We start from the raw sequence: 22588 nt of genomic DNA on the forward strand, positions 1-22588 counted from the left end.
ATTATTTTGCAATCTTTATCTAAATTACGTGTGGATTATTCCGGTCAATTTCAAGACTGTTGGATTATTTTTATCTAAAGTTTATTGATTTTAACTGCTGGTAAAGAATTGGAGTGCTAATTCCCAAGATATAAAAATAAAACAAATGCCGCAGAAGGGCATTCTAGGGAAGGTTTTTAGTAGTGATTCTGTTTCTTCGAAATTTTAAGGTGTCGCAGCGTGTCTGGGCGCTGACCGTATTGGCAATTGCAGGCGTAATCATTGCCAGTTTTTTTCATAATTTAATTATTACGGGCGTTATCATCACGATGATGGTCCTGTTTGCCTATTTTATTACCGAGTCTGTCATGAAGCCCCTTCGGCGTTTGCAGGGTGAATTAAGTATCATTGCGGAAGGAAATTTTTCCAAGGCGGTTTCTGATCTTGATCATGCCGATGGTATCGCGGCAATGGCCCGGTCTGTTGAAAATCTTCGAACCAATGCGGAAAAAAATGCGTCGCTGCAACAGGAAGCCGAAGACGCAAGGCTGGCGCAGTTGACCCAGGAAAAAGAAATCAGGGAACAAAAACTCGCCGAGGAAGAAGCGCAGCGTCAAATGGACAAACAGCGCGCTGAAGATGCAGCTCTTGAGCGTCAAAATTTCCAAAATGAATTGGCAAACAGCTTCGAAGGTGAAATCTCTGGTGTGATCCAAACGCTTTCTGGCGCAGTTGCCGAACTTCAGATGGCGTCCGAGACCATGAGTGATGCCGTTGAGCAGACAGGCCTCGAAGTGGTGTCAGCGGCGTCCGCCACTGACCAAACCGGTAGCAATATGATTGCCGTGACGGAGGCCACTGAGGGGTTAACGGGTGCAATCGGTGAAATCAGAACACAGGTTGAGCAGGCGAATAGCATCACAACAAATGCACTCACAACAGCAAATGATGCGAAAGACCGTGTGAATTCGCTGGAAAATGCATCGAACCGGATTGCTGAAGTCGTACATTTGATTAATGATATTGCCGAGCAAACAAACTTGCTTGCACTTAATGCAACGATTGAGGCCGCACGCGCGGGCGAAGCAGGGAAGGGGTTTGCCGTTGTGGCATCCGAGGTGAAAAGCCTAGCGAACCAAACAGCAAATGCCACGCAGGAAATTGAAGCTCAGGTGCAGGCGATGCAGTCGGCAACGAATGAAACCGTTGATGCCGTAAACACAATCGGGAACACGATCAATCAGGTTAGCGAAATATCCTCTATGATCGCGGCTGCGGTTGTGGAACAGGAAGCTTCAACTGGTGAAATTGGCAGAAGTGTTCAAAACGCGAGCGAGGGCACATCAAACCTCGGTCAAAGTATTGGACAGGTTCAGCAAATGGCTGACCGCACCAAGGGCGCAGCCGAGGTTGTTGGCCGGTCATCAGACAGCCTGACAGAGCAAACCAGTTTCTTGGAAGAGTCGGTATATCGTTTCCTTGGCCGGATGCGGGGCGAAGCATAATAGCGTGCTTGAAAGCTCAATGGAAAAGCCTGCTTTTAGCAGGCTTTTTTGTGGCTAGCGTACTAAGAACCCATTCAGGTATCGATGATCATTCCTTGGGAAGCGGGATAAAAATTTCCCTGCCATTTACGTTTTCGCCGCGCATGAAATCCTGAATAGTTTTTGTAACTTCGGGCGACAGCATAAAGAGATTATGGCCGCCATTTATAACTGTGACAGCTTGCTTGTTCGATAGGCCGCTTGTGGCCTCAACAGCACTTTTGGGGAACGTTCTACCGTCAAGCGTGCCCGTAAAGACAAGTGCGGGAACATTCGATTGCGGAGCACGGCGGAATTCGTCTCCAAGGTCAAGCGCTGTATCTATACCTTCCAGCATCAAGGTATCATTGAGGTTAAGTCCAACAATTGCTGTTTCGGCTTGTTCCAGAATCAGGGCCCTGCGTTTGCTTGAGGTTCCTGAAGCGACATCCATCAAGCTTGACATCGGGCTGAATGAAATATGGTTGTCGCTGTTTCTGATAAAACGGCTAAGCAAGTTCAGCATGGGGGCTGTGTCCCCACTATCCAGGGCTTCAATAATACCGAGCATCCACATCATTCTGACCGGGTCAGCAGCCATTCCCGCAATAAATTGCTGCAAGTCGCGTTTTTGAAGGAGGAAAGGAAGGTTAGTGCCATCCTGCATTGGGATGTTGACTAAAATTGGCTTTTCTTCAGCTTTTTTCAGCACACGGCGAATTAAACCGGTAACGTCTGGATATTTGCTTTTATAATGATCATCAGCATTAATCGCCGATTGTAACCGATCAAAATACAGGTCACTGCGTGCCGGTAATTTGATCGTTTGCTCCAAGCCTTCGGTCGCGGTAAAGACCACACGGTTTATGTGCGCGCTCATTTGTTTTAGCGCCGCGAGCGTTAGATGTGAACCATAGGAAATTCCCCAAAGATTAACCTTCTCACTGCCCATGTGCAGGCGAAGGTCGTTCAGGTCTGCTGCGCTTTCAACCGTGTTATATCCATAGATATCAATATAATTGTTTTTCCAGAATGCGAGACATTCCTTGAAAGCCCGCTGGTGCAATTGATTATATTCCTGATCCGAAACAATTTTTGATGTGCCAAGCTTTATCGAAGATTTGCATTCCGGTAAATCGTTCGACAGACCAGTTCCTCTTTGATCAAGGGCGATAACATCACCGAATTCGCGCATCGTCATAAAGAGCGAAAAACGACGATATTTTGCCGTTGAAATACCGGAACCACCCGGGCCTCCGGCCAAATAAATGGTTGGAACATTATATGTATCGCTGGTTGCGGGAAACCGAACATATTTAAGGGTGATAGAGCGTGAATTTGGCGCATTTCGATTTTCAGGAACGTTTATATATCCTTCAAAGGCATCTACCTTTTCACCGGACTGGGCTTCGAAAACTATTGGCTTTTCATTTGAATAAGCACCGGCATTTGGCGTGTGCTCTGTTGCCGGCAGATTGCTTGTAAATAAAGAGCAGGTGGCTACCGCCATGATTATTGTCGATTTGATTTTCATTTTATTTCCTCGCGTTGTGAGTGCTGAAATAAATATATGAAATATATGCGGTATTTTTATCTGTATCCTTTGAACGGTAGCGTATTTCTAGTGAACGGTTCTTTACGGTATGTGCCTGCTGGCCTATGGTCAGGTATGTTTATTTTTAAAATCCAATACCTTTTAATTTTGATGCTGTCTTTGATGTGCACACATCAACTTCGTGCTGAAGAGCCGCCTTTGTTCATGATTGCAGCGGATAGCGTGACCATTTGTTACGCGGGGGACCAGGGTGATCAGGATATGTTCCCTGATTTTTCTTCGCCGCAATGCGAGCGAAAAACCCTGGATACGGTTGACCCACAAAATAGACTTGTTTGGTTCAAGGGCACAATTGATATACCCAAATCAATTCTGGATGACGGAAGGCCAATTGCGCTTTATGTGTCTGGTAAAATGTCCAGCAGGATTTTTTTGAACGGGGAACTGGTGGCGAGCAATGGTTTGCCTGCTCGCTCAGCAGCGGGTGAAAAATTGGGCGTGATGGATTTTCAGCTATTCCCGCCAAAGCATCTTATTAAAGCGGGGGAAAATGAAGTTATTATTCAGGCGTCCTCGCATCATGGGTATCTCAATCTGTCGTCGCCAGTTCATTTGATTGCGATGAGGGTTGTTGGTGACTATGCCAATCTTTTGTTGCCGCGCTATATCCCTGCATTGATTACCTTGGGCCTTTTTCTGGTTGGCGCGTTTTACTATGGAACCGCGGCTGTTTTAGCGCCGCCAAAGCGTCTTGATTATGGGGTGTTTGTCGTTGTTTGCGGTTCTGCCGCATTCCAACTGCTTGCAGAGGCATCACGCGGCCTTTTCCAATATGAATATCCGCTCCATGACATCCGGTTGATTGCTATAACGGGCTTTTCTATGGCTTTCGGGTTGAGCGTAGCATTCTATATCTGTCGTACATTCGTGGGAAAACTTGGTTTGAGGATCGCTTTGATATTAGCTGTGGTCGATCTGATGTTGGTTTTTGCAGTGCCGGGGTTTGATTTCAAAGCGCTTCTGGGGATGACAATACCCTTGTTAGCAAGCCTGTTTTTAACCGGTTGGATGAGTTACCAGCGAAAACCTCGTGCTTTTCTACATTTTCTGGCGCTTTTGGTTTTCATCGGTATCCTGATTATCTTTCAAGGGCTGTTTCTGGATACATTTTTCTATCTTGTTGTTGCGGGCTTTCTCATGCTCTTGTTTGTCGAACAGGCAATTGCCTTCGCGCGCGAGCAGGAACAAAGGCGCAAGGAAGAAACGAGGGCAAACCGGCTTGCGCTCGCTTTATCCGAGGCTGCTGAGCGCGAACAATCAAGTATTTTGACAATCAAAAGCGCGGGGCGGGTGGAGAAAATATCCACGGATCAGATTGTCTGGTGTAAAGCCATTGATGGGTATTCTGAACTAATCCTGGAAGGCGGGAAAGTTCATTTGTATTCAGCAACCCTGAACGAATTGGAACATGCACTGCCACAAACCTTCCTTCGGGTTCATCGATCGCACATTGTTAACCTCACTCAAATTAAGTCGCTTGACCGTGACCCATCAGGAACGGGCACTTTGTTCGTTGCCGATCAGTTTCGTGTCCCTGTGAGCCGGCGTATCATGCCTGATGTTCGACGAGCGCTTGCATAATCAACTCAGTATTTTACCCATTTATGGGCTTTGGTTTTTGAAATACGCACGACTGCAATTGTTCGAAATTGGACGCTAAAGTGTTCGAAAATGGCCACTAAACAACGATGCTGAACCCTCCTATCACCTTAAGGTGCTGAAATATAAAGATGTTATTCGTGGTACACTTATTGCTTGTTTTTAAGTGTCGTTCATAGTGTGAAGTGGGGATTGGGGAATGTTCAAAAGCTATATGAAAGCGTCATTGCATCTTTGGCGCAAAAGCTGGCTTGGGGTTTCGATTGCCTTTCTGGGGCTGATATTTGCTTTTTCGATTGTTAGCGTTATCGCGGTTTATCTCTATGATAATATCCGATCGGACAGCTGGATACCGGATAATGATAAGATATACCGGGTAACCACAGACTCGCTCTTTAATGGTCAGCCTTTATTCAGCCTTTCATCTTTAAGTCATGGATTTGTCGCGAAGCAATTGCCGGATAGTTTTCAGGAAATTGAAACGACAACACAGCTTTATAATGTAGATGTCACTAGCAACTATAAAGATATCGCAGAAAGTGCGACCATCAGCTTTGTCCATCAGAACTTTTTTGAATTCTTTCCAGCCACGGTGATCGCGGGCAACTTGGAGGCCGCATTAAATGCGCCGCACGGTCTGATTTTAACGCGCTCACACGCAACCGCGATCTATGGAAGCGATTTATCAGCAGTTATAGGAACGGTTGTTCCCATGAGTTGGCGAAATTCCGCAGGTGAAGAGGGTACGCGAGAGAAAAAAATTGATTTTGCCATTCGTGCGATCATTGATGATCTGCCGGAAAATACCCATTTAGCATACAAGCAGTTAGCAGTTTTTAATGAAGGGGATACACCCGACTTTAATCTTGCATGGCCGCAAGTCTATACCTATTTCAAGGTACGCGGTGATGTGCATGAAACTGGTCTAAAGTTGTTGAAGGATGATTTTCAGAATCGTCTGGAGGATTTGATACCGCCCAGTGCAACGCTTCAATCCACTTTGTCGTTTGAGCCGATTTTGGGGGCTCAGTTTTTTAGTGAAACCAGCAATGGACTGAAAACGGGTGTGAGTGAGCGCTATACTGCCGGTTTGATCACAATTTCCCTGTTGTTACTTGCTACCGCCGCCCTGAATTTTGTTAATATCTTCACAGCGCTAAATAGCCTCCGCGGACGGGAAGTTGCGATCCGGCGCATTTTGGGTGGGCGCAGTCAAATGTTGATCGGACTTGCCATGTTTGAAGGGGCATTTGTCGCAGTCATTGCCGCATTTTTAGGGTATTTGGCTGCCTATGATGTGACTGTTATCTTTGCTGATATACTTGCCGCAGAAATTGATGTGTTCGCCTTCGAGCATGCTGGGGTTTTTTCGGGGTTAATGATTACAGCAGCGGGTATTGGTTGCCTAACCGCCTTGTTGCCTGCCATAAAATTTATGGGCGTTAAACCAGAAAGTCTGATGCGTGACAATCAGGGGGCTGTTGCTGGTGGCCGCGGGCGGATGCGGCAGGTTTTTGTTGGCCTTCAGGCCTTTGTCATGACCATCACCATTCTTGCGGCCCTACAGATTTGGTTTCAGGTTGATCATCTGATTAATTTTGATCGTGGTTTTAAAACCGATAATCTGTTGAAGATTGAAGCCGCTGGTAAAGAAAATACAGCGGCATTTCGCGGCGGATTTATGGAGGCGGTCAAACAAACACCCGGCGTTAAGGGGGTGACGGTTGCTCGTTCAGTTCCCTTTGATTTCAGTACGTATTTTGTGCCATTTGCACATATTGAGACAGGGGATTTAAAAAATATGCCAACTTCCAGCGTCGGGGTTGATTATTTTGATCTCTTGGGGGTTAAGCTGATCGCGAAGCTTGAAGAAGACTGGAGTGTTATCGAAAACCCGATTGTCCTTAATGAACATACAGCGAAGAAATTGGGGTTTGCGGATGGTTTGAGTGCGCTAGGCCAGTCTATCTTCCGAAGAATTGATTACGACGATGGTCGTGTAAAGGATGCTGAATACCGGATTGTAGGCATAGCCCCGCATATCGGTGAAGGGTTTGCTGGTTTCATGCGGCAGCGTATCTATGAACTGTCAGTGTCCGAGTCTTTTGATAACGCGGGGTTATTGGTTCAAGTTGAGGAAACAACCTCGGGAACGCCTTTGCCGGAAATAGAAAAAATCTGGCGTGATATGTTCCCTGATCATGCCTTTGAAGTGTCCTGGTTACAGGATAATTTGCGCGAAACCTTCGCATCAGATAGATCGCTTGCAGAAACGATATCAGCGATTGCTATGATTGCCTTTGTTCTTGCAAGTAGTGGATTATACGGGATGGCGAGCCATTGGCTCTCGACCCGCAGGCGCGAACTGGCCCTGCGCCGTGTTATGGGTGCCAGCAAGGGCGAAACCAGCAAGCATGCCCTCTATAATATGATAATCCCTGTTTTGATTGGTGCGCTCCTTGGAATGCCAACATTATGGTATTTAAGCAGCCTGTGGTTAGAAGGCTATCAATCGAGGGCGCCCTTGTCGCCAGTGATATATGGGGCAGTGCTCGTTGCCATATTGGCCTATGCGGTGGTTAGCCTTCTTGGTCATATATATGCAGCGCTGAATGAACATCCGGCCAAGGTTTTGTATCATGAATAGTGGTGTTCAAAACTACCGTTGCCTGATTGTTCGGAAATGAACGCATAGTGTTCGAAAATGGACGATTTTAGTGTCGCTTGGCCACTGCATGAACGATAACCTATTGTAATAAAATGATTTTATTTCTGGCATGGTGCTTGCTGATATTTGGGCACAATAAAAAATAAATACACGACAGCGAGGATAGGGCAGGTATGTTCAAGCATTATGCAGTAATTTTCTTCCGGCACTTCTGGAAAAATAAAGTCAGCATGGTACTGAGTTTTATCGGCCTTACTCTTGCATTTTCTTTTGCCTATGTGGTCGGGGTTACCTCCAAAGACACAATGACCTCTGATCATTGGCTTTCAACCTCCGAGCGTCTTTACAGAATTAACTTGTCAGATTTTGGTGGCACCTGGAGCGATACAACCTATGGCCCGTTTGTGCCGATTATCAATGAAAATTTTGAGGAAGTCGAAACAGCAGTCCGCCTTGTGGGAGCACGCATAAAGGGCTCTGCTGGCGAACAGAAGAAACAGTTTGGACTGCGTAGTTTTTTGGTTGATCCGGGGTTCGCGCGTGCATTTCCCTTGCCTGTGATCGCAGGTGATATTGCAGAAACGCTCTCAAAGCCAAGAGGTGTAGTTATATCGAAAACAAACGCGGAGCGTTTTTTCGGGCCGGAAGATCCCATTGGGAAAACAATTTCGATCGACCTCTTTGGCAAGATTTATGATTATGAAGTGGGTGCAGTTCTTGATGAAATACCGGCGGCTTCGCATCTGGATTTTAGTATGATAATGCCCCTTATCCCCGCTGATATCCGGGATGAACGCCTAATGGCAGAACTTACAGGTTATGGCAGCAGTGGCAGGATCATCAGCTATGTCCTTTTGAAGGAGGGTGTGAACGGTGATAGTTTCGCCAAGGACTTCTGGCGAAATATGCGCCCGCTTTTGCCGCTAGAGCGTATGGCAGACCATGACAGCCTTTCGATTGAAAATATTCGCGGGCTTCAATTTTGGTCGCAGACCCCGAACGGTTCTATTAAAGCACCGGTTGATCGAAATGCGTTGCTTGGTGTTATGTTCACGGCGTTTCTGGTGCTTGTTGCTGCGGTCAGTAATCATATGAATCTGACGATTGCTGCAACCCTACGGCGGGGGCGCGAAGTTGCAATTCGCCGCGTCCTTGGTGCTAGCAAGAAACAAGTGATTATTCAGTTGTTTGTTGAAACCTTGCTACTAACAGGATTTGCCGCATGGGTGGCGCTTGATATCGCCCCGTTTATTGCGGACTATGTTGGTGGGTATGTAGGGCAGGACCTGGCGGTACGCGGTGATGGCCGTGTACTCGAGCTTGTTGGTTTGGTCGTGGTTGCTGTTATAGCGGCCCTTTTGGTTGCCCTGTACCCAACGTTTTGGATAGCGCGTACCCATGCCCGGGATATGCTGGTGGGCGCACAGGGGTCTGTAACCGGTGGCGGTGGACGGATGCGTACGGTTCTGGTTGGCCTTCAGGTTGCGCTTGGCATGGGGCTTGTATTTTCGACAATTATGATTGACGCACAGGTCCGCCATGTGATCACTATGGATAAGGAATTTGCACATGAAGGGAAACTTCATGTGGATGCCGCGAACGGTGATGTCTGGCGCGCGAACCGCGAGGCCTTCGCCCGTGAAGTATCTAGGCTTGACGGGGTAAGTGCCCATAGTTTTTCAACCAATATTCCCTTCATTGCATCAAACTGGTCATTTGGATTTAACCATCCCAAAACCAATGAGCATGTTGAATATGAAGGGTTAATCGTAGAACCCAAATTCTTTAGTCACTATGGTATTGAGCCAGTGGCAGGCCGCCTTCTGAGCGAGGATTTCGGCGGCGATATACTGGCGGAACAGGATGCTGTTCGTGCTGCCCAAGCGGCAGGAAAACAAGACCTGATTTTAGAGCGTAATATTGTGATCAGTGAGGCTGTGGCAAGACAGCATGGTTTTGCCCGACCCGAAGATGCCATCGGGAAGCTATTCCGTAATAACGGCGACCAGCAAATTGGCGACTTTTCCTATAGATTAAATGACATAATTGTCGGGGTAGTTCCTGATGTGAATTTTAAAGCAGGCAAAGTCCAGTCTGTACCAACCTTTTATATGGTTGATGACCCTGAAAACGGAGTAGGGTATTTTTACCTGACATTTGATATTGATCCGGCCAGGTTTGAGGGCGTATTGCCAAAAATCGAAGCAATCTGGGGACGGTTTTTCCCTGATGATGTTTTTACCTATTCCCGCTCTGAAGCCAATCTTCAGGATGCCTATTGGGAAGAAAACCTGATGCTGGAACTGTTTGCCTTTGCAGGAGGCCTTAGCCTGTTGGTGACGATCACCGGGATTTATAGTTTATCCCGTTTTCTGATGGTACAGCGGATGCGCGAGGTTGCAGTTCGAAGAGTGCTCGGCGCGCGTAACCGCGATATTCTGGAGTTGATTTTGAAAGAATTCTCAAAACCAATACTCATTGGTTTGTTGAGCGGATTACCGATTGCAGGCTACCTGCTGAACGGTTGGCTTTCTGGTTATCAGGAGCGGCTTGCCCTTAGTGTATCTGAAATTTTCGGGTTTGCTGTTGTTGGGTTTTTATTTTGCCTGGGTATTGTGTTTTCAGAAGCATTGCGGGCGATCCGTGTTCAGCCAGCCAAAGTCCTTTATAGTGAATAAACCGTTTGTTAGCGGCTGAGCGACCTCGTCCTTAATCAGTTTTAAAGACTTTTTTAAGGACTGATTGCTATGATTTCTGTCTTGCTGGGGAATTTTCATAAGAAGGTTTCACATATGACAGAGGTAACCAATAATATCGGTAATTTATACTGTATCACCTATATGAGCCATTATTGTGGGGTGGCGATTGAAAAGGATATGGATGATATCCTGAAACGAGCGCGCAAAAATAACAAGCGCCGTAATGTTACGGGTATTCTATTGGCCGATAACGGCGTTTTCATGCAGGTAATAGAAGGTGAGAAAGAGGCCGTGAAGGAATGCTTTGACAGTATTTGCAAAGACCCTCGTCACAGCAAAATTGAATGCCTCAGAAATGAAACAATCAGCATACGAACCTTCGATGACTGGGATATGGCTTTTGTTCCTTTTGAAAATCTGGGTGACTTTCAACGTAAAAATTTTATCCATCTCCGTGACCTTGTTATCAGTAAGAAGATGACAAACTTATTCAAAGACCCGCATACCAGCCTTTATGTGCGGAACTTTTTTAGCACCATCGTTGTTGCTTAACACCAATCCTGTCGGTGATTATCTTCATAGTCATATTGCCTATCAAATTAGTCATATCGATTAATATAAGTTGGATTTTGACTGTATAACTGTTAGGTTAGAGCTATATAACCGTTGGGGGTTCAGATGAGCGATAATGTTATCGACTTGGAGGTCCACAGAAGGCAAAAGCTGGACAGTGATCTCTATTGTATCATTTATGTCAGTTACCATACTGGTCCATCGATTGGTGTTGACCTGCCTGATATTTTGAAAAGTGCGCGTGCGTTTAACACCGAACATGACATTACTGGTCTGTTGTTGGCTCACAAAGGGGTGTTTATGCAGGTTCTGGAGGGGCGTCAAGGCGATGTAGAAGCCTGTTATGATCGCATATCCGAGGATCGACGCCATAAGGGATTACGCATTCTGCGGTCCGAAAAGATCGAAAAACGCACCTTTGAAACCTGGGATATGGCCTTTGTACCCTTTCAGGAGTTATCGGATAAACAGAAAGATAATTTTGTCTATCTTGGTGATCTGGCGTCAACGGATAAGCTTCAAAATCTGCCGCATGATCCTAAGACAAAGCTTTTCATTGATAGTTTTTTCACCAGCATTCAGCCATCAACGGTGACGTTTAAATAACGTTTTTCTTTGACGGGTTATAGCATCCGGTGGTGTATAGCAAAAGTTAACTATTCTGCCTATATCGCAAGTTCCGTGTAACAACTGTGAAAGTTCATTGATCATTTCAGTGCGTTATTATATAACTTATCATGCATATGGCAGGTAAGTTATGTATCAGTGGGTAAAGACAAGGAAAAATCATAAAAGTGCAGTAATGGCAGCGTCCATTGCCTGTATGGTTTTCACTGTATTCAACCTGTTTTTTACCGCCTACCACATTAGTGACGCTCACATCGGGCAAAACCATGATGAGGTTTTGGTCGAGTGTGAAGTTTGTATCATTGGAAGCGGTGTTTTTCTCACCAGCCCGCCAGTTGACTATGCATATACTGCAAAGCTTTTTCATCTCATTAGCGATGACTATCGCCCTGTCGTATTATCTGCGACCGCATTTGCACGCCAGTTTGCGCGTGCACCCCCTTTCTTCACCATTTTCTCTCTTTAGTCATGGGCTCAAAATGGGCCTTTTCCCAGTGATTTGTGAACTGTGACGCATGGGTGGTTTTTACCTCTTTGCTGTTTCAGTGTCAGGTATGAAAATGATGAATATTCAAGAAACCTCGCAATTTGATTATGAGCACCAACACAAGCCAGAACCATATGTAGGAAACTGTTATCTAACGCCGAACGAACATATGGTGCATAAAGCCCTCTTGTCGGTCTCGAAAGCCATGAAAGCTTACGAACTCTTGGATTACCTCCGCGAAACGGAGGGCGTTCGCGCAGCACCCACAGTTTACAGAGCGCTTAATGCGCTGGAAGAGAAGGGGCTGGTTTACCGCTTGGTATCCACCCAGCAGTTTATCGCCCGTAGTACAGTTGCAAAAACGGGGGAAACATGTTTGGTATTAATATGTGACCGCTGTGGTTCTGTGGATATGATTGAAGATCCGCAGATTATATCGGCGTTGGATGCGAATGCAGCCCAAGTGAAGTTTGCAGTAAGATCGCGCAAGATCGAATTTGTAACAACATGCAGAGATTGTAAATAATTTGATCGACAAAAGGTAGAGTAATGATGGCGTCCATAAGATATTCAGAGGCTTTTGACAAATGCGGTGTTTGCATCGCGGGTGTTTGTTTGTTTCATTGTCTCGCGGTCCCATTGATTTTCATACTGTCGCCTACGGTTTCATCAATGTTGCCTGACTTGGAAGCCTTTCATGTTCCATTGGTGGTGTCAGCGATTATCGTTTGTGTGTATGCAACGCTGAAAGGCTGGCAGCAGCATGCAGAGCGATTGCCAGTATATCTGGGTGGGATGGGTATCTTCCTGTTGGCGACTTCGCTGGTAATTGGGGACGAACATGTGTCCGGCGAAGTGACGGCCTCTGTTGGTGCGATCATCATTGCGATTACGCATATCTTCAATATAAGGCTATGCAGGAAATGTGGTTCCAACTGCACACCGGAGTCGTGTGGTTAATCTAAAGTTATAATTCATCTGCATACTTTAGGGCGGGAATATCGCCCTTCAGTTGATGTTTTCGCATAATATTATCTATTTTTATGGAAATAAATTTAACTTTAAAGGTTCCTTAAACTCTTTTATAATAAGTGGTATTCGCCTTATTGAATTCAAGCGTGGGGTTATTCATAAGTGCCAGAAATGAAACGATTTGATTTTGTGCATGAGGTACTGAGTGCTCTACCGGCTTGTTTATTTAAGCTCCTACATTGGCGTAGCGAGCGAAGAAGGTTTGAAAGAAATCTTTGATGTAGCGTCGCGGAATAATGCCCGAGACAACATCACGGGTTTGCTGATTTTCTACGAAGGCAATTTTTTTCAGGTTATTGAAGGGGAAGCAGACAAGGTCAATGCATGCTTCAAGCGCATTGAGTCAGATCGTCGTCACCGGCTTCCAACCCGTTTAAGCGTGCAGGATGTTGAAAGCCGTGTTTTCGATAGCTGGGAAGCTTTATTCTATATGAATAACCCGAATGACCCAATGGATGTTGGATCGCAAAGTGCTGATATCAGCCGCGCACGGTTAATAGATATCATGGCATCAGCCGAAGATAATACGCTCTCGGATGATCCAACCTTGAACGTATTTATCAAAAACTTCCTCTATTCCTTCAGGGAACTGCGCTAAAATAAGCCGGCCGCTAGAATCTGACTGGATACGGTCAGAGCTGCCATATACGAGCAGACTTGATCAGATTAGTCGAAAAAGCGATCTACGATCCTGATGGTTTCGTCAATCGCCGTATCGCTAACATCCAAATGCGTAACCAGACGAACATTACCGTAAAATCCAACGGTGCCAACACTGTTATCATGTAGGTGTTTCATGAAGGCTTCTGAAATTTCTTCTGCTGGATTGATGATTACAATATTTGTGTGGCAGCTCACAAGTTCGATCTGATCATGCTTGGTAAAGGCATCGCCCAATCGTTTCGCATTTGTGTGGTCATCCGCGAGGCGTTCAATATTATTTTCCAGTGCATAAAGACCTGCCGCCGCGAGGATACCCGCCTGCCGCATACCGCCGCCCAGCATCTTGCGGATCCGGCGTGCCTTGGCGATCAAATCACTGTTGCCCACAAGAACTGATCCAATAGGCGCCCCCAACCCTTTTGAAAGGCAAATGGAAACCGTATCAAACGGCTTCGCCATATCTGCAATATCAGCGCCCAAAGCCACGCTCGCGTTAAAGCCGCGTGCACCGTCCAAGTGGGTATTTAGCCCGCCATCGCGCGCGATATCGGTTGCCGCCTGCATATATTTAAGCGAAAGCGGCTGGCCTGCAATGGTGTTCTCGAGCGCCAGCAGTTTGGTCATCGCCATATGGGGATCGTCTGGCTTGATCGCTGATCTGATTTTCTCGAGCGGAATGGTGCCATCGGCCTCATTCGGGATCGGGCATGGCTGAATGCTACCGAGCACCGCTGCGCCGCCTGCTTCCCACAGATAACAATGGGCGTTGGCACCAGATATATATTCTTCGCCGCGCCCGCAGTGTGCCATCAAGGCCGTCAGGTTGGACTGCGTGCCCGATGAAACATAAAGGGCTGCTTCCTTACCAAGTCGCTCTGCCGCATAGGCTTCCAGCTTTTTCACAGTCGGATCATCCCCAAAAACATCATCACCCAAGGGTGCAGCCATCATGGCTTCGCGCATTGCGCCACTTGGTTGTGTTACGGTATCGCTTCGGAAATCATATTTGAATGACTGTGACATTGATAAATCAGCCCTTTGACAGATGCAGTCTTTGAATGATGAACTGCGTTTCCCCACCACGGATTGATATAAGGCCTCTGTTGCTTTTGAGCAAAGAAAAAACTTGTTTGCCGCTTGACCACAGTTCCCTTCATTATCTTTTAAATATGGGACGACTTCATGCGGGGTTAAGCTTCCCTGCGTGATGAAGGCCTGATAGAGTGATCAGGCTTGGGAAGGGGTATGGACATGAAACCTCATTTCCCGTTCAGAATATCAGGTAAACACGGTGATATGACAAAACCCGCGCCCCAAAATGATATGCAGCAATCAAATGCAGCCCCGACGGAATCCCCGATGGAGCCCCCGTTTGAACCCGCTATGGAAAATGTTCAAACAGGGGACTTTCGGGTTGCGGTGCTGATTCCCTGCTTTAACGAAGGGGTGACGATTGCAAAAGTGGTCAGTGATTTCAGGCGCGTACTTCCTGACGCTGCGGTTTATGTCTATGACAATAATTCAACCGATAATACGGCGGCGGTGGCAGAGGCGGCTGGTGCCATTGTCGGCACTGAACGACAGCAGGGCAAGGGGCATGTGATCCGCCGGATGTTCAGCGATATTGAGGCCGATATTTATTTGATGGTGGACGGGGATGATACCTATGACGCGTCCGCCGCACCAGCGATGATCGAAGCGTTGATTGTGAGTAACCTTGATATGGTAACGGGCCTAAGGCAGGAAGTTGGAAATGGTGCCTACAGGCGCGGTCACCGTTTTGGCAACAGGTTCCTGACATCGCTGGTGGCGCGGGTGTTCGGGCGGCGTACGAAGGATATGCTATCGGGGTACCGCGCGTTTTCACGGCGTTTTGTCAAAAGCTTCCCGGCCCTATCGCTGGGGTTTGAACTGGAAACCGAATTAACGGTGCATGCGCTTGAGCTTGATCTGCCGATTATGGATGTTGCAACCAAATACCGTGAGCGCCCTGATGGTTCTCTTAGCAAACTAAATACCTACCGTGACGGTGCGCGCATTATTCGTATGATTTTTCGCCTGATCCGGGAAGGGCGACCGCTCGCATTTTTCAGTGTTCTAAGTGGCTTTCTGGTTTTGCTTTCAACCGTCCTTATTTATCCGGTGATTATAGACTATATGGAAACGGGCCTCGTGCCGCGCTTCCCAACCGCAGTGCTTGCAAGCGCGGTTATGCTGACGGCACTCCTGAGCCTTGTGAGCGGGTTTGTGCTTGATGCGGTCACCCGCGGCCGGCGGGAGCGAAAGCGGCTTGCCTACCTGTCACTGCCGTCCTTGAAGGCGGGTTCGGTCGCAAGGCCCGAGGTAAAACCGACGATTGATGCGAAAACGGGCGGACCTGATGCATAAACCCACGATTACCGAATTTATCCGTTACTGCGCGGTGGGCGCGGTTGGGTTTATTGTGGACGGTGGCATATTATGGTGGCTGACGTCAGGTGCGATAGACGGGGGTGTGAATGCCTATTTCGCACGGTTAATATCGTTTCCCATCGCTGTAAGCATTACATGGATTTTGCACCGTCTTTGGACGTTTTCGGGCGCCAATGAAGGTGAAAAAGGTCGGCAATATGCGGGATACTTTATCCTGCAAGTGACTGCGAGCCTGATGAATTACGGCATTTATGCAGGCGTCATTGGCCTTTATGGTATCAGTGACATTGCCGTTATGATGGGCTTCGCGCTTGGTTCTGCCTTCGGCCTTGCTGTGAATTATATGGGCGCAAAATGGCTGGTGTTTAGGGGGTGATCATATGAAAAACTTATCAACATTGATAATGCTTCTTCTAATTGTTGGTTGTGCAGGGCGTGAACCTGAAGCGCCGAGGACTGGGCTTTTTTACAATAGCTGGAGTATTTGGGGTAGTAGTGCGCTATCTGTTTTGCCTACTGGTAAAGTGACTATTCATAGAAATGGTAAAGAGCCAATAACCTTCTATGACCGAAGATTATGGATAAAGATTCGAAAAATCATCGCTGACGGCGCAGGGTTTGAGAAAATAAATATAAGCGGTTCGGATGAAGGATTATGTGATGGAGGCACTACATCACTTTCAGCATTTGTTGCCGGTAAAACTGCATATTCCTATTCAGATGAAACATGCGATTCTTCTGATTATAAATCAGATAAAGCTGGGCGGGAGATCCAAAGTCTCGTCTATGAGATTTTTAAGAAGTATGAATAATTAATTTCCAGCCGACCTTAGTCAAATTGGAATGTTATGTGTCTTTCCCTGACAGTTTATTCAAAAACAGTGTCGCTGTGGCAGTTTTGGCCATTGCATATCGATCAGCATAGTCTTCAGTTTGTTTGTTATTCGCTTTGCTCCAATGCCGATTATACCAATCGATATGATGACCAATCTCGTGATATAGAATACCTTGAACATAAAATCGCTGTACTGCCTCAAGTGTCCATTTTGATATCCAGTTTTTTCCACTTAGTTTCATTTCGCCGCCATAGCGTTTTACTTCATTGATAACAGAATTGTCGGGGCGTTCTTTGCCGTAATTGATCGTTAAATCATTTGGCCATGGATAAAGTGTGACCAAACGCACGCCGCTACCGCAGGTGTAGGTAGCAAAGGGTTGACTTTGCTTGATGTAATCACTTTTCTTTAATCGTCTCAACCAGATATGAGTGATGCCCTCATAGTCAGTTTCTGGTAATTCGGATAGGGCTTTTAGAGTTTCTTGCCCGTTAAGGGGAAAGAAAAAGTCCTTTGAAGGGTTATCTTCAATTAGAATGGGTAAAGTATCGTCGGGATTTGGACGAGTAATTGAATGCAGCCGTGCAAAAATATTATCGGATAGCTTCAGGCGTAAACGTCCACCGTGAATATCGCCAAATTTTTTGCTTCTTTTCCACGGTGTATAGCTTGGCATATTATCCCCCAATTTCGGAATAATATGCCTAATCGTTTATTGATTGCAATGAATAGCGTTAAATTGCCTATGCTTCGGCCTTTGCAGCGCGTTTGCGCTCGTGCGGCAGAAGGAAACGCTTACGAAGGCGGATGCTCTCGGGCGTTACTTCCACAAGCTCGTCATCATTGATGTAAGCAAGCGCTTCCTCAAGCGGAAGTTTCCGCGGCGTTGTCAGCTTAACAGCATCGTCCTTACCGGCAGCGCGAATGTTCGTTAGCTGCTTGGCTTTCTGTACGTTTACGTCCAGATCGTTATCGCGGCTGTGCTCGCCGATGATCATACCTTCGTATGTCTCGTCGCCGCCTTCGATCATAATGATGCCGCGTTCCTGCAAGTTAAAGAGCGCGTAGGTTACGGCCTTACCGCCGCCTGTTGCGATCAAAACACCGCGCTGGCGACCAGCGATTGGCCCCTTGTAGGCGTCATAGCGGTCGTAGGAACGCGCCATAATGCCAGTACCACGGGTGTCCGTCAGGAACTCGCCATGATAACCGATCAGGCCGCGCGCTGGCGCATCAAACGTCAGGCGAACCTTGCCACCACCTGATGGCACCATGCCCGTAAGTTCCGCCTTACGGAGCGACATTTTTTCAACCACAATACCCTGATAGGCTTCGTCCACGTCAACTTGCACGGTTTCATACGGCTCAAGGCGTTTGCAGCTTTCATCCTGTTTGAAGAGAACGCGTGGGCGCGAGATTGCAAGCTCAAAACCTTCACGGCGCATGGTTTCAATCAAAACACCGAGCTGTAATTCACCGCGGCCCGCAACCTCGAACGCGTCCTTGCTCTCGGTTTCTGTGATTTTGATCGCAACGTTACCTTCTGCTTCGCGGAGGAGGCGGTCACGGATAACACGGGATGTTACGTGCTTGCCCTCACGGCCCGCAAGCGGGCTATCGTTTACTGAGAATGTCATCGCAAGCGTTGGTGGGTCCACCGGAAGTGACTGAAGCGGTTCTGAAACGTCTGTGCTAGCCAGTGTATCAGCAACCGTTGCGGTTTGAAGGCCAGCGATCGCGACGATGTCGCCCGCTTCTGCTTCCTCAACGGGCACACGCTCCAGCCCCTGGAAGGATAGAAGCTTTGAGATACGGCCCGCTTCCACAACCTTGCCGTCACGGCCCAGTGCATGAATTGGGTCATTAACCTTCACACGGCCTGTTTGAATACGGCCCGTCAGCACCCGGCCGAGGAAGTTGTCGCGGTCGAGCATACTTGCAAGCATTGAAAATGGTTTCTCGGCGTCACCGCGGGCAACAGGGCCCGGTAGCGGCACGTGCTCAACGATTTTGTCAAACAGCGGGTGCAGGTTCTCACGCTCGTCAGAAAGTTCATTCACGGCCCAGCCATCACGACCAGAAGCGTATAGGATCGGGAAATCAAGCTGATCATCGTTTGCGTCCAGGTTCACGAACAGGTCAAAGCAGGCATCGGTTGCTGCGTCCGGGTTGCCGTCTGGCTTATCGACCTTGTTCACCACAACAATCGGCTTCAGGCCAAGCGCTAGTGCCTTCATGGTTACGAACTTGGTTTGTGGCATCGGGCCTTCGGCCGCATCCACAAGAAGTACAACACCGTCCACCATCGAGAGGATACGTTCCACTTCGCCGCCAAAATCGGCGTGGCCCGGTGTGTCCACGATATTGATGCGGGTATCGCCCCACATAACGCTTGTGCATTTCGCGAGGATCGTGATACCGCGCTCGCGCTCAAGGTCGCCGCTATCCATCGCGCGTTCTTCCACGCGCTGGTTATCGCGCACTGTACCCGATTGCTTGAAGAGATTGTCAACAAGCGTGGTTTTGCCGTGGTCAACGTGTGCGATAATCGCGACGTTACGGATTTTTTTATCAGCCATCAGACTTTTCCATATAAAAAGGCCCCTGATCTTTAACCTCGGCACTTGTGCCAAAACCGATTGATCGTTGAGGGCCTGTAAACTGTGGGCGAAATCGCCAATTCGCGCGCCTTATACGCTTCTTTTGAGGGCTGCGCAAGTCAGAAGGCGCTGTGGCTTTGAATAATCAATTATCCGGGCGGCTGGACCTGAAAAATTACTATGTTTGTAAGTATGCTTAAAAACCAAAAACGCAACTGGCATGAGCTATTGTTTAAGGGGGCATCTTGGCCGCTTGAAGGTACTATTCCTTGGCTGAAGGCTTGAAATTTCGAATTTCAAATACATATATAAATAGTATAAAACTATTTTAAATAAATATTTAGTTAGAAAGGAGAGAAGCTTTAATAATGGGCAAGAATGTCAAGTTTGACTTTAAGGCTTATGAAGGGAATTCCCATGCTAGGCGAGTTTTCTGGTATCGGGCTGGCTACATTGTCGGGCTAACAGGACTTGTGGGATATTGGATTATCGCAATATTGAAGCTTATGGACAGTCATTTTTTCATTCATGCCAACTACTGGGGTCAACCTATTGGTACTTTTGGTTTCATGATTGTTTTACTGGTGTGTTCTGTTGCCTGGGTTTGGACCATCCCGAAATACTGGAATGGCCCAATTAAAGCTGATGAAGTTTAGCGTACCCGTAAAGTGTTACTTAGCCTCTATTCGTACCGAAGTGAATGAACAGGGTTCTTGCGTGCTGTTCTTATAACGTGACCACCAACGGTGATCCATGCTGTCATCAGGGCAAATACCCCAGCCCCAAGACATAGAGGGGCGATCACCCAGGCGTCGATACGGTACGGAAATGTTTCCAGCCAATTCAGCATAATCCATGAAATCAGGGGCCATGCGATGATGTTGGCGATCAATACCGGCTTTGCGAACTGCCAAAGGAACAGGTTCAGAATGCTCTTAACATTGGCGCCCATAACTTTTCGGATGCCGACTTCCTTGGCGCGGCGGTCGGTATTATAGGCCGCGAGACCATAGAGGCCAAGGCAGGCAACGATGACTGCGAGCGCAGAAAATACACTGAGTAAGGTTGAGATTTTGACCTCTTCGTCAAAGGCTTCACGCATGGCATCTTCGACGAAGTAATAATAAAGCGGGACTTCAGGATATAGATCCTGCCAGAGGGCTTTTAGGTCTGCCGCTATTTTGTCGGGCGAGGATGTATAGCGAAGCGTTAGGCTGATGTGCGACGTGCTGGGCGTGTAAAACTGCGGTGGGGCATCGCGCCTGATTGAGTTGAAGCGCGTGTTACCAACAACCCCGATGATCGTGAAGGTGATCGGTCGGCTCAGGTCACTTGTCTTCAGGGTTTTGCCTAGAGCTTCCTCTGGTGTATTGAAACCAAGAAGTTTGGCCGCGCTTTCATTCACCAACATATCGACATTTGCTTCTTCACCTTCCGCGAGGGTCGATAATTGTTGCTCTAAATTTTCCGCATAGGCATCGGGGAATGCTCTGCCTGCAACCATCGGAATTTGATAAACAGAGAAATAATCACTGTCTTGGTCCTGCCAGGGCAGGGTGACCGTCTGATCACTTCCTGTAAGGGTAAAGCTGGTTGGGCGCCCTGCGCCGTAAGGGGGTGTGTTGGCGCTGAAGGTTGCGCTGGTGACACCGGGTGTATTTAAAATCCGGTTTTTCAATATCTGACGGTTTGATGAGGTGTCCCCCCTGAATAAATACTGTACCGTCAACAGGTTTTCCTGATTAAAGCCCGGGTCCAGATTGATCGCATATTCGCGCTGAACATAAATCAGGGATGCTGCAACAATCAGGGAGATTGAGATCGTAAACTGGATAATGACCAGTGCACTTCGAACGCGCTTGGGCATCGTGCTTTCTGAATTGGTGGATTTAAGCGTTTCCGCGGGCCGGTAATCGGACAGAATATAGGCAGGGTAAACACCCCCCAGCACGCCGACAATCAAAATTATCGAAATGCCAGCAACAAGGGCAAAACTATTTGTGTAATCAAGGGCGATTTGTTTGCCTAAAAAATCATTGAAAAACGGCAAAACAAGCTCAAGGAAAAAGACACCAAACAGCATGGCAGCAGAGACCATAAGGATAGATTCGCCGAGAAACTGTATGATCAAACTCGTGCGTTTTGCGCCCAACGTTTTCCTGAGCGCGACCTCACGTGCACGCTGGCTTCCTTTTGCGGTGGAGAGGTTTATGAAATTTATGCTGGCGATGACCAGGATCAAAAGGGCAATCAATGCCATCATCGAAACGGTTTCAACCGACCCGTTGATGCCATAAAGGTGAACATCTGAGAGGTTGATTGCTGATAAGGTCAATTGATCGGTTGGTTTATTTGCGTCTGCAAAGAAATCATGCGGAACCATCGTATCTACCAAGGTGTTCAATTGGGTTTCTATGGAAGAAAGGGAAGCACCGTCCTTAAGTTCAAAGTAGGTCAGGGCACGAATGTTCCACCAGTTTTCAGTATAGCCGGGGAAGCTCGCATTTTCGTCAAACAAGGCAATGGCAGGAAGATGAAGTGTTGTATTGTCAGGCAAGTCTGCATAGACGGCGCCCACTCTGAAGTCTTCACGCCGATCACCAATTTCAAGGGTGATAACCTGATTGATAACATCACTGGAGCCGAGGACTGTGTTGGCGACTGTTTCCGATAGGCCAATTGTGCGGCTATCGGCGAAAACCTGATCCATGCTCCCCGCAATGGTATCAAATTCAAACATTGTGAAGGTTTCAGGGTCAGCCCAGATGACTTGCTGGTCGGTTACTTTGTGTTCGGTTAAAATGACCGGGACAATAGTATATAGCCGTGTTGCTTGCTCGATTTCATTGGGGAAATACTGTGTCAGCGCATGTTTGAACGGCCCCGCGACACCATCAAAGTCATCAACACGATCATTGCTATAACTGAAGCGACTGTTTAACTGAACCAGACGGCCTGATTTCGTCCAATGTTGGTCATATGAAAGTTCATTTTGAACATAGAGCATGATCAACATGCAGGCCATTAGGCCGATCGCAAGACCAAGTATGTTAATAACAGAATATGCCCTGTTTTTGATCAAGTGCCGCCATGCGGTTCTCAGATAGTTCCATAACATAGTCGCGTAGCTCCATTTCGCTGTCTTTGATAATAAGCCTAATGCTCTTCTTTTGGCGAACGAATAGCAAATGGTGTGCCATGGCTGAAAATGGCTGAAAATCAGGGAATTGTTATTATAGTTCTTTCAGGGATTTAGCCTATGTGTTCATTTTCGT

The 22588-nt window shown here is 47.3% G+C and carries 19 protein-coding genes; 14 read left to right on the forward strand and 5 right to left on the reverse strand.

Annotated elements, in window-relative coordinates:
- The first annotated feature begins 182 nt into the window (after positions 1–182).
- On the forward strand, positions 183–1484 hold the full coding sequence (locus KFF44_RS03770) for a methyl-accepting chemotaxis protein (protein ID WP_255937412.1): 1302 nt from the start codon (positions 183–185) through the stop codon (positions 1482–1484).
- A gap of 88 nt (positions 1485–1572) precedes the next feature.
- On the opposite strand, the gene KFF44_RS03775 is transcribed toward KFF44_RS03770, so the two are convergent.
- A complete protein-coding gene (locus tag KFF44_RS03775) occupies positions 1573–3036 on the reverse strand; it encodes an alpha/beta fold hydrolase (RefSeq protein ID WP_255937413.1) in 1464 nt (487 codons plus the stop codon).
- Positions 3037–3219: 183 nt separating this feature from the next.
- Between KFF44_RS03775 and KFF44_RS03780 the strand changes: the two genes are divergently transcribed.
- From KFF44_RS03780 to KFF44_RS03820, 9 genes are all read left to right on the forward strand, one after another.
- The gene (locus tag KFF44_RS03780; protein ID WP_255937415.1) at positions 3220–4698 is read left to right on the forward strand and encodes a LytTR family DNA-binding domain-containing protein; all 1479 of its coding nucleotides are present in this window, start codon (positions 3220–3222) and stop codon (positions 4696–4698) included.
- Positions 4699–4915: 217 nt separating this feature from the next.
- Positions 4916–7363, forward strand: coding sequence for an FtsX-like permease family protein (locus KFF44_RS03785; protein WP_255937417.1), 2448 nt, complete (start codon positions 4916–4918; stop codon positions 7361–7363).
- Between the two features lie 194 nt (positions 7364–7557).
- Complete coding sequence (locus KFF44_RS03790) at positions 7558–10062, forward strand: ABC transporter permease (RefSeq protein ID WP_255937419.1); 2505 nt, start codon at positions 7558–7560, stop codon at positions 10060–10062.
- A gap of 114 nt (positions 10063–10176) precedes the next feature.
- Positions 10177–10635 (forward strand): BLUF domain-containing protein, encoded by a 459-nt coding sequence (locus tag KFF44_RS03795; protein WP_255937421.1) that lies wholly within the window; start codon positions 10177–10179, stop codon positions 10633–10635.
- A 126-nt stretch (positions 10636–10761) separates the two neighbouring features.
- Entirely contained in the window at positions 10762–11262 is a 501-nt protein-coding gene (locus KFF44_RS03800) for a BLUF domain-containing protein (protein ID WP_255937423.1), read from the forward strand.
- Between the two features lie 196 nt (positions 11263–11458).
- On the forward strand, positions 11459–11749 hold the full coding sequence (locus tag KFF44_RS03805) for a hypothetical protein (protein WP_255937425.1): 291 nt from the start codon (positions 11459–11461) through the stop codon (positions 11747–11749).
- Between the two features lie 94 nt (positions 11750–11843).
- Positions 11844–12296 (forward strand): transcriptional repressor, encoded by a 453-nt coding sequence (locus KFF44_RS03810; protein WP_255937428.1) that lies wholly within the window; start codon positions 11844–11846, stop codon positions 12294–12296.
- A gap of 23 nt (positions 12297–12319) precedes the next feature.
- Positions 12320–12730, forward strand: coding sequence for a MerC domain-containing protein (locus KFF44_RS03815; protein ID WP_255937430.1), 411 nt, complete (start codon positions 12320–12322; stop codon positions 12728–12730).
- 217 nt (positions 12731–12947) lie between these two features.
- Positions 12948–13400: a BLUF domain-containing protein gene (locus KFF44_RS03820; protein ID WP_255937431.1), complete on the forward strand. Its 453-nt coding sequence runs from the start codon at positions 12948–12950 to the stop codon at positions 13398–13400.
- 68 nt (positions 13401–13468) lie between these two features.
- Here the strand turns inward: KFF44_RS03820 and ltaE are convergent, their stop codons facing one another.
- Positions 13469–14488: a low-specificity L-threonine aldolase gene (gene ltaE / locus KFF44_RS03825; RefSeq protein ID WP_255937433.1), complete on the reverse strand. Its 1020-nt coding sequence runs from the start codon at positions 14486–14488 to the stop codon at positions 13469–13471.
- Positions 14489–14848: 360 nt separating this feature from the next.
- Between ltaE and KFF44_RS03830 the strand changes: the two genes are divergently transcribed.
- The 3 genes from KFF44_RS03830 to KFF44_RS03840 are packed head-to-tail and all read left to right on the forward strand — an operon-like array spanning position 14849 to position 16689.
- Entirely contained in the window at positions 14849–15853 is a 1005-nt protein-coding gene (locus KFF44_RS03830) for a glycosyltransferase (protein WP_370691140.1), read from the forward strand.
- Positions 15846–16253 (forward strand): GtrA family protein, encoded by a 408-nt coding sequence (locus KFF44_RS03835; protein ID WP_255937438.1) that lies wholly within the window; start codon positions 15846–15848, stop codon positions 16251–16253. The genes KFF44_RS03830 and KFF44_RS03835 overlap by 8 nt, the downstream gene beginning before the upstream one ends.
- 4 nt (positions 16254–16257) lie before the next feature.
- Positions 16258–16689, forward strand: a complete 432-nt coding sequence (locus KFF44_RS03840; protein ID WP_255937440.1) for a hypothetical protein — start codon at positions 16258–16260, stop codon at positions 16687–16689.
- 34 nt (positions 16690–16723) lie between these two features.
- On the opposite strand, the gene KFF44_RS03845 is transcribed toward KFF44_RS03840, so the two are convergent.
- Positions 16724–17389, reverse strand: a complete 666-nt coding sequence (locus KFF44_RS03845; RefSeq protein WP_255937442.1) for a hypothetical protein — start codon at positions 17387–17389, stop codon at positions 16724–16726.
- A 67-nt stretch (positions 17390–17456) separates the two neighbouring features.
- The gene (gene typA, locus KFF44_RS03850; protein WP_255937444.1) at positions 17457–19292 is read right to left on the reverse strand and encodes a translational GTPase TypA; all 1836 of its coding nucleotides are present in this window, start codon (positions 19290–19292) and stop codon (positions 17457–17459) included.
- Positions 19293–19681: 389 nt separating this feature from the next.
- Between typA and KFF44_RS03855 the strand changes: the two genes are divergently transcribed.
- On the forward strand, positions 19682–19969 hold the full coding sequence (locus KFF44_RS03855) for a hypothetical protein (protein WP_255937447.1): 288 nt from the start codon (positions 19682–19684) through the stop codon (positions 19967–19969).
- A gap of 26 nt (positions 19970–19995) precedes the next feature.
- Here the strand turns inward: KFF44_RS03855 and KFF44_RS03860 are convergent, their stop codons facing one another.
- Positions 19996–22431: an ABC transporter permease gene (locus KFF44_RS03860; RefSeq protein WP_255937449.1), complete on the reverse strand. Its 2436-nt coding sequence runs from the start codon at positions 22429–22431 to the stop codon at positions 19996–19998.
- Between the last annotated feature and the right edge of the window lie 157 nt (positions 22432–22588).

It is taken from the genome of Kordiimonas sp. SCSIO 12610, assembly GCF_024398015.1.
Classification (GTDB): domain Bacteria; phylum Pseudomonadota; class Alphaproteobacteria; order Sphingomonadales; family Kordiimonadaceae; genus CANLMI01.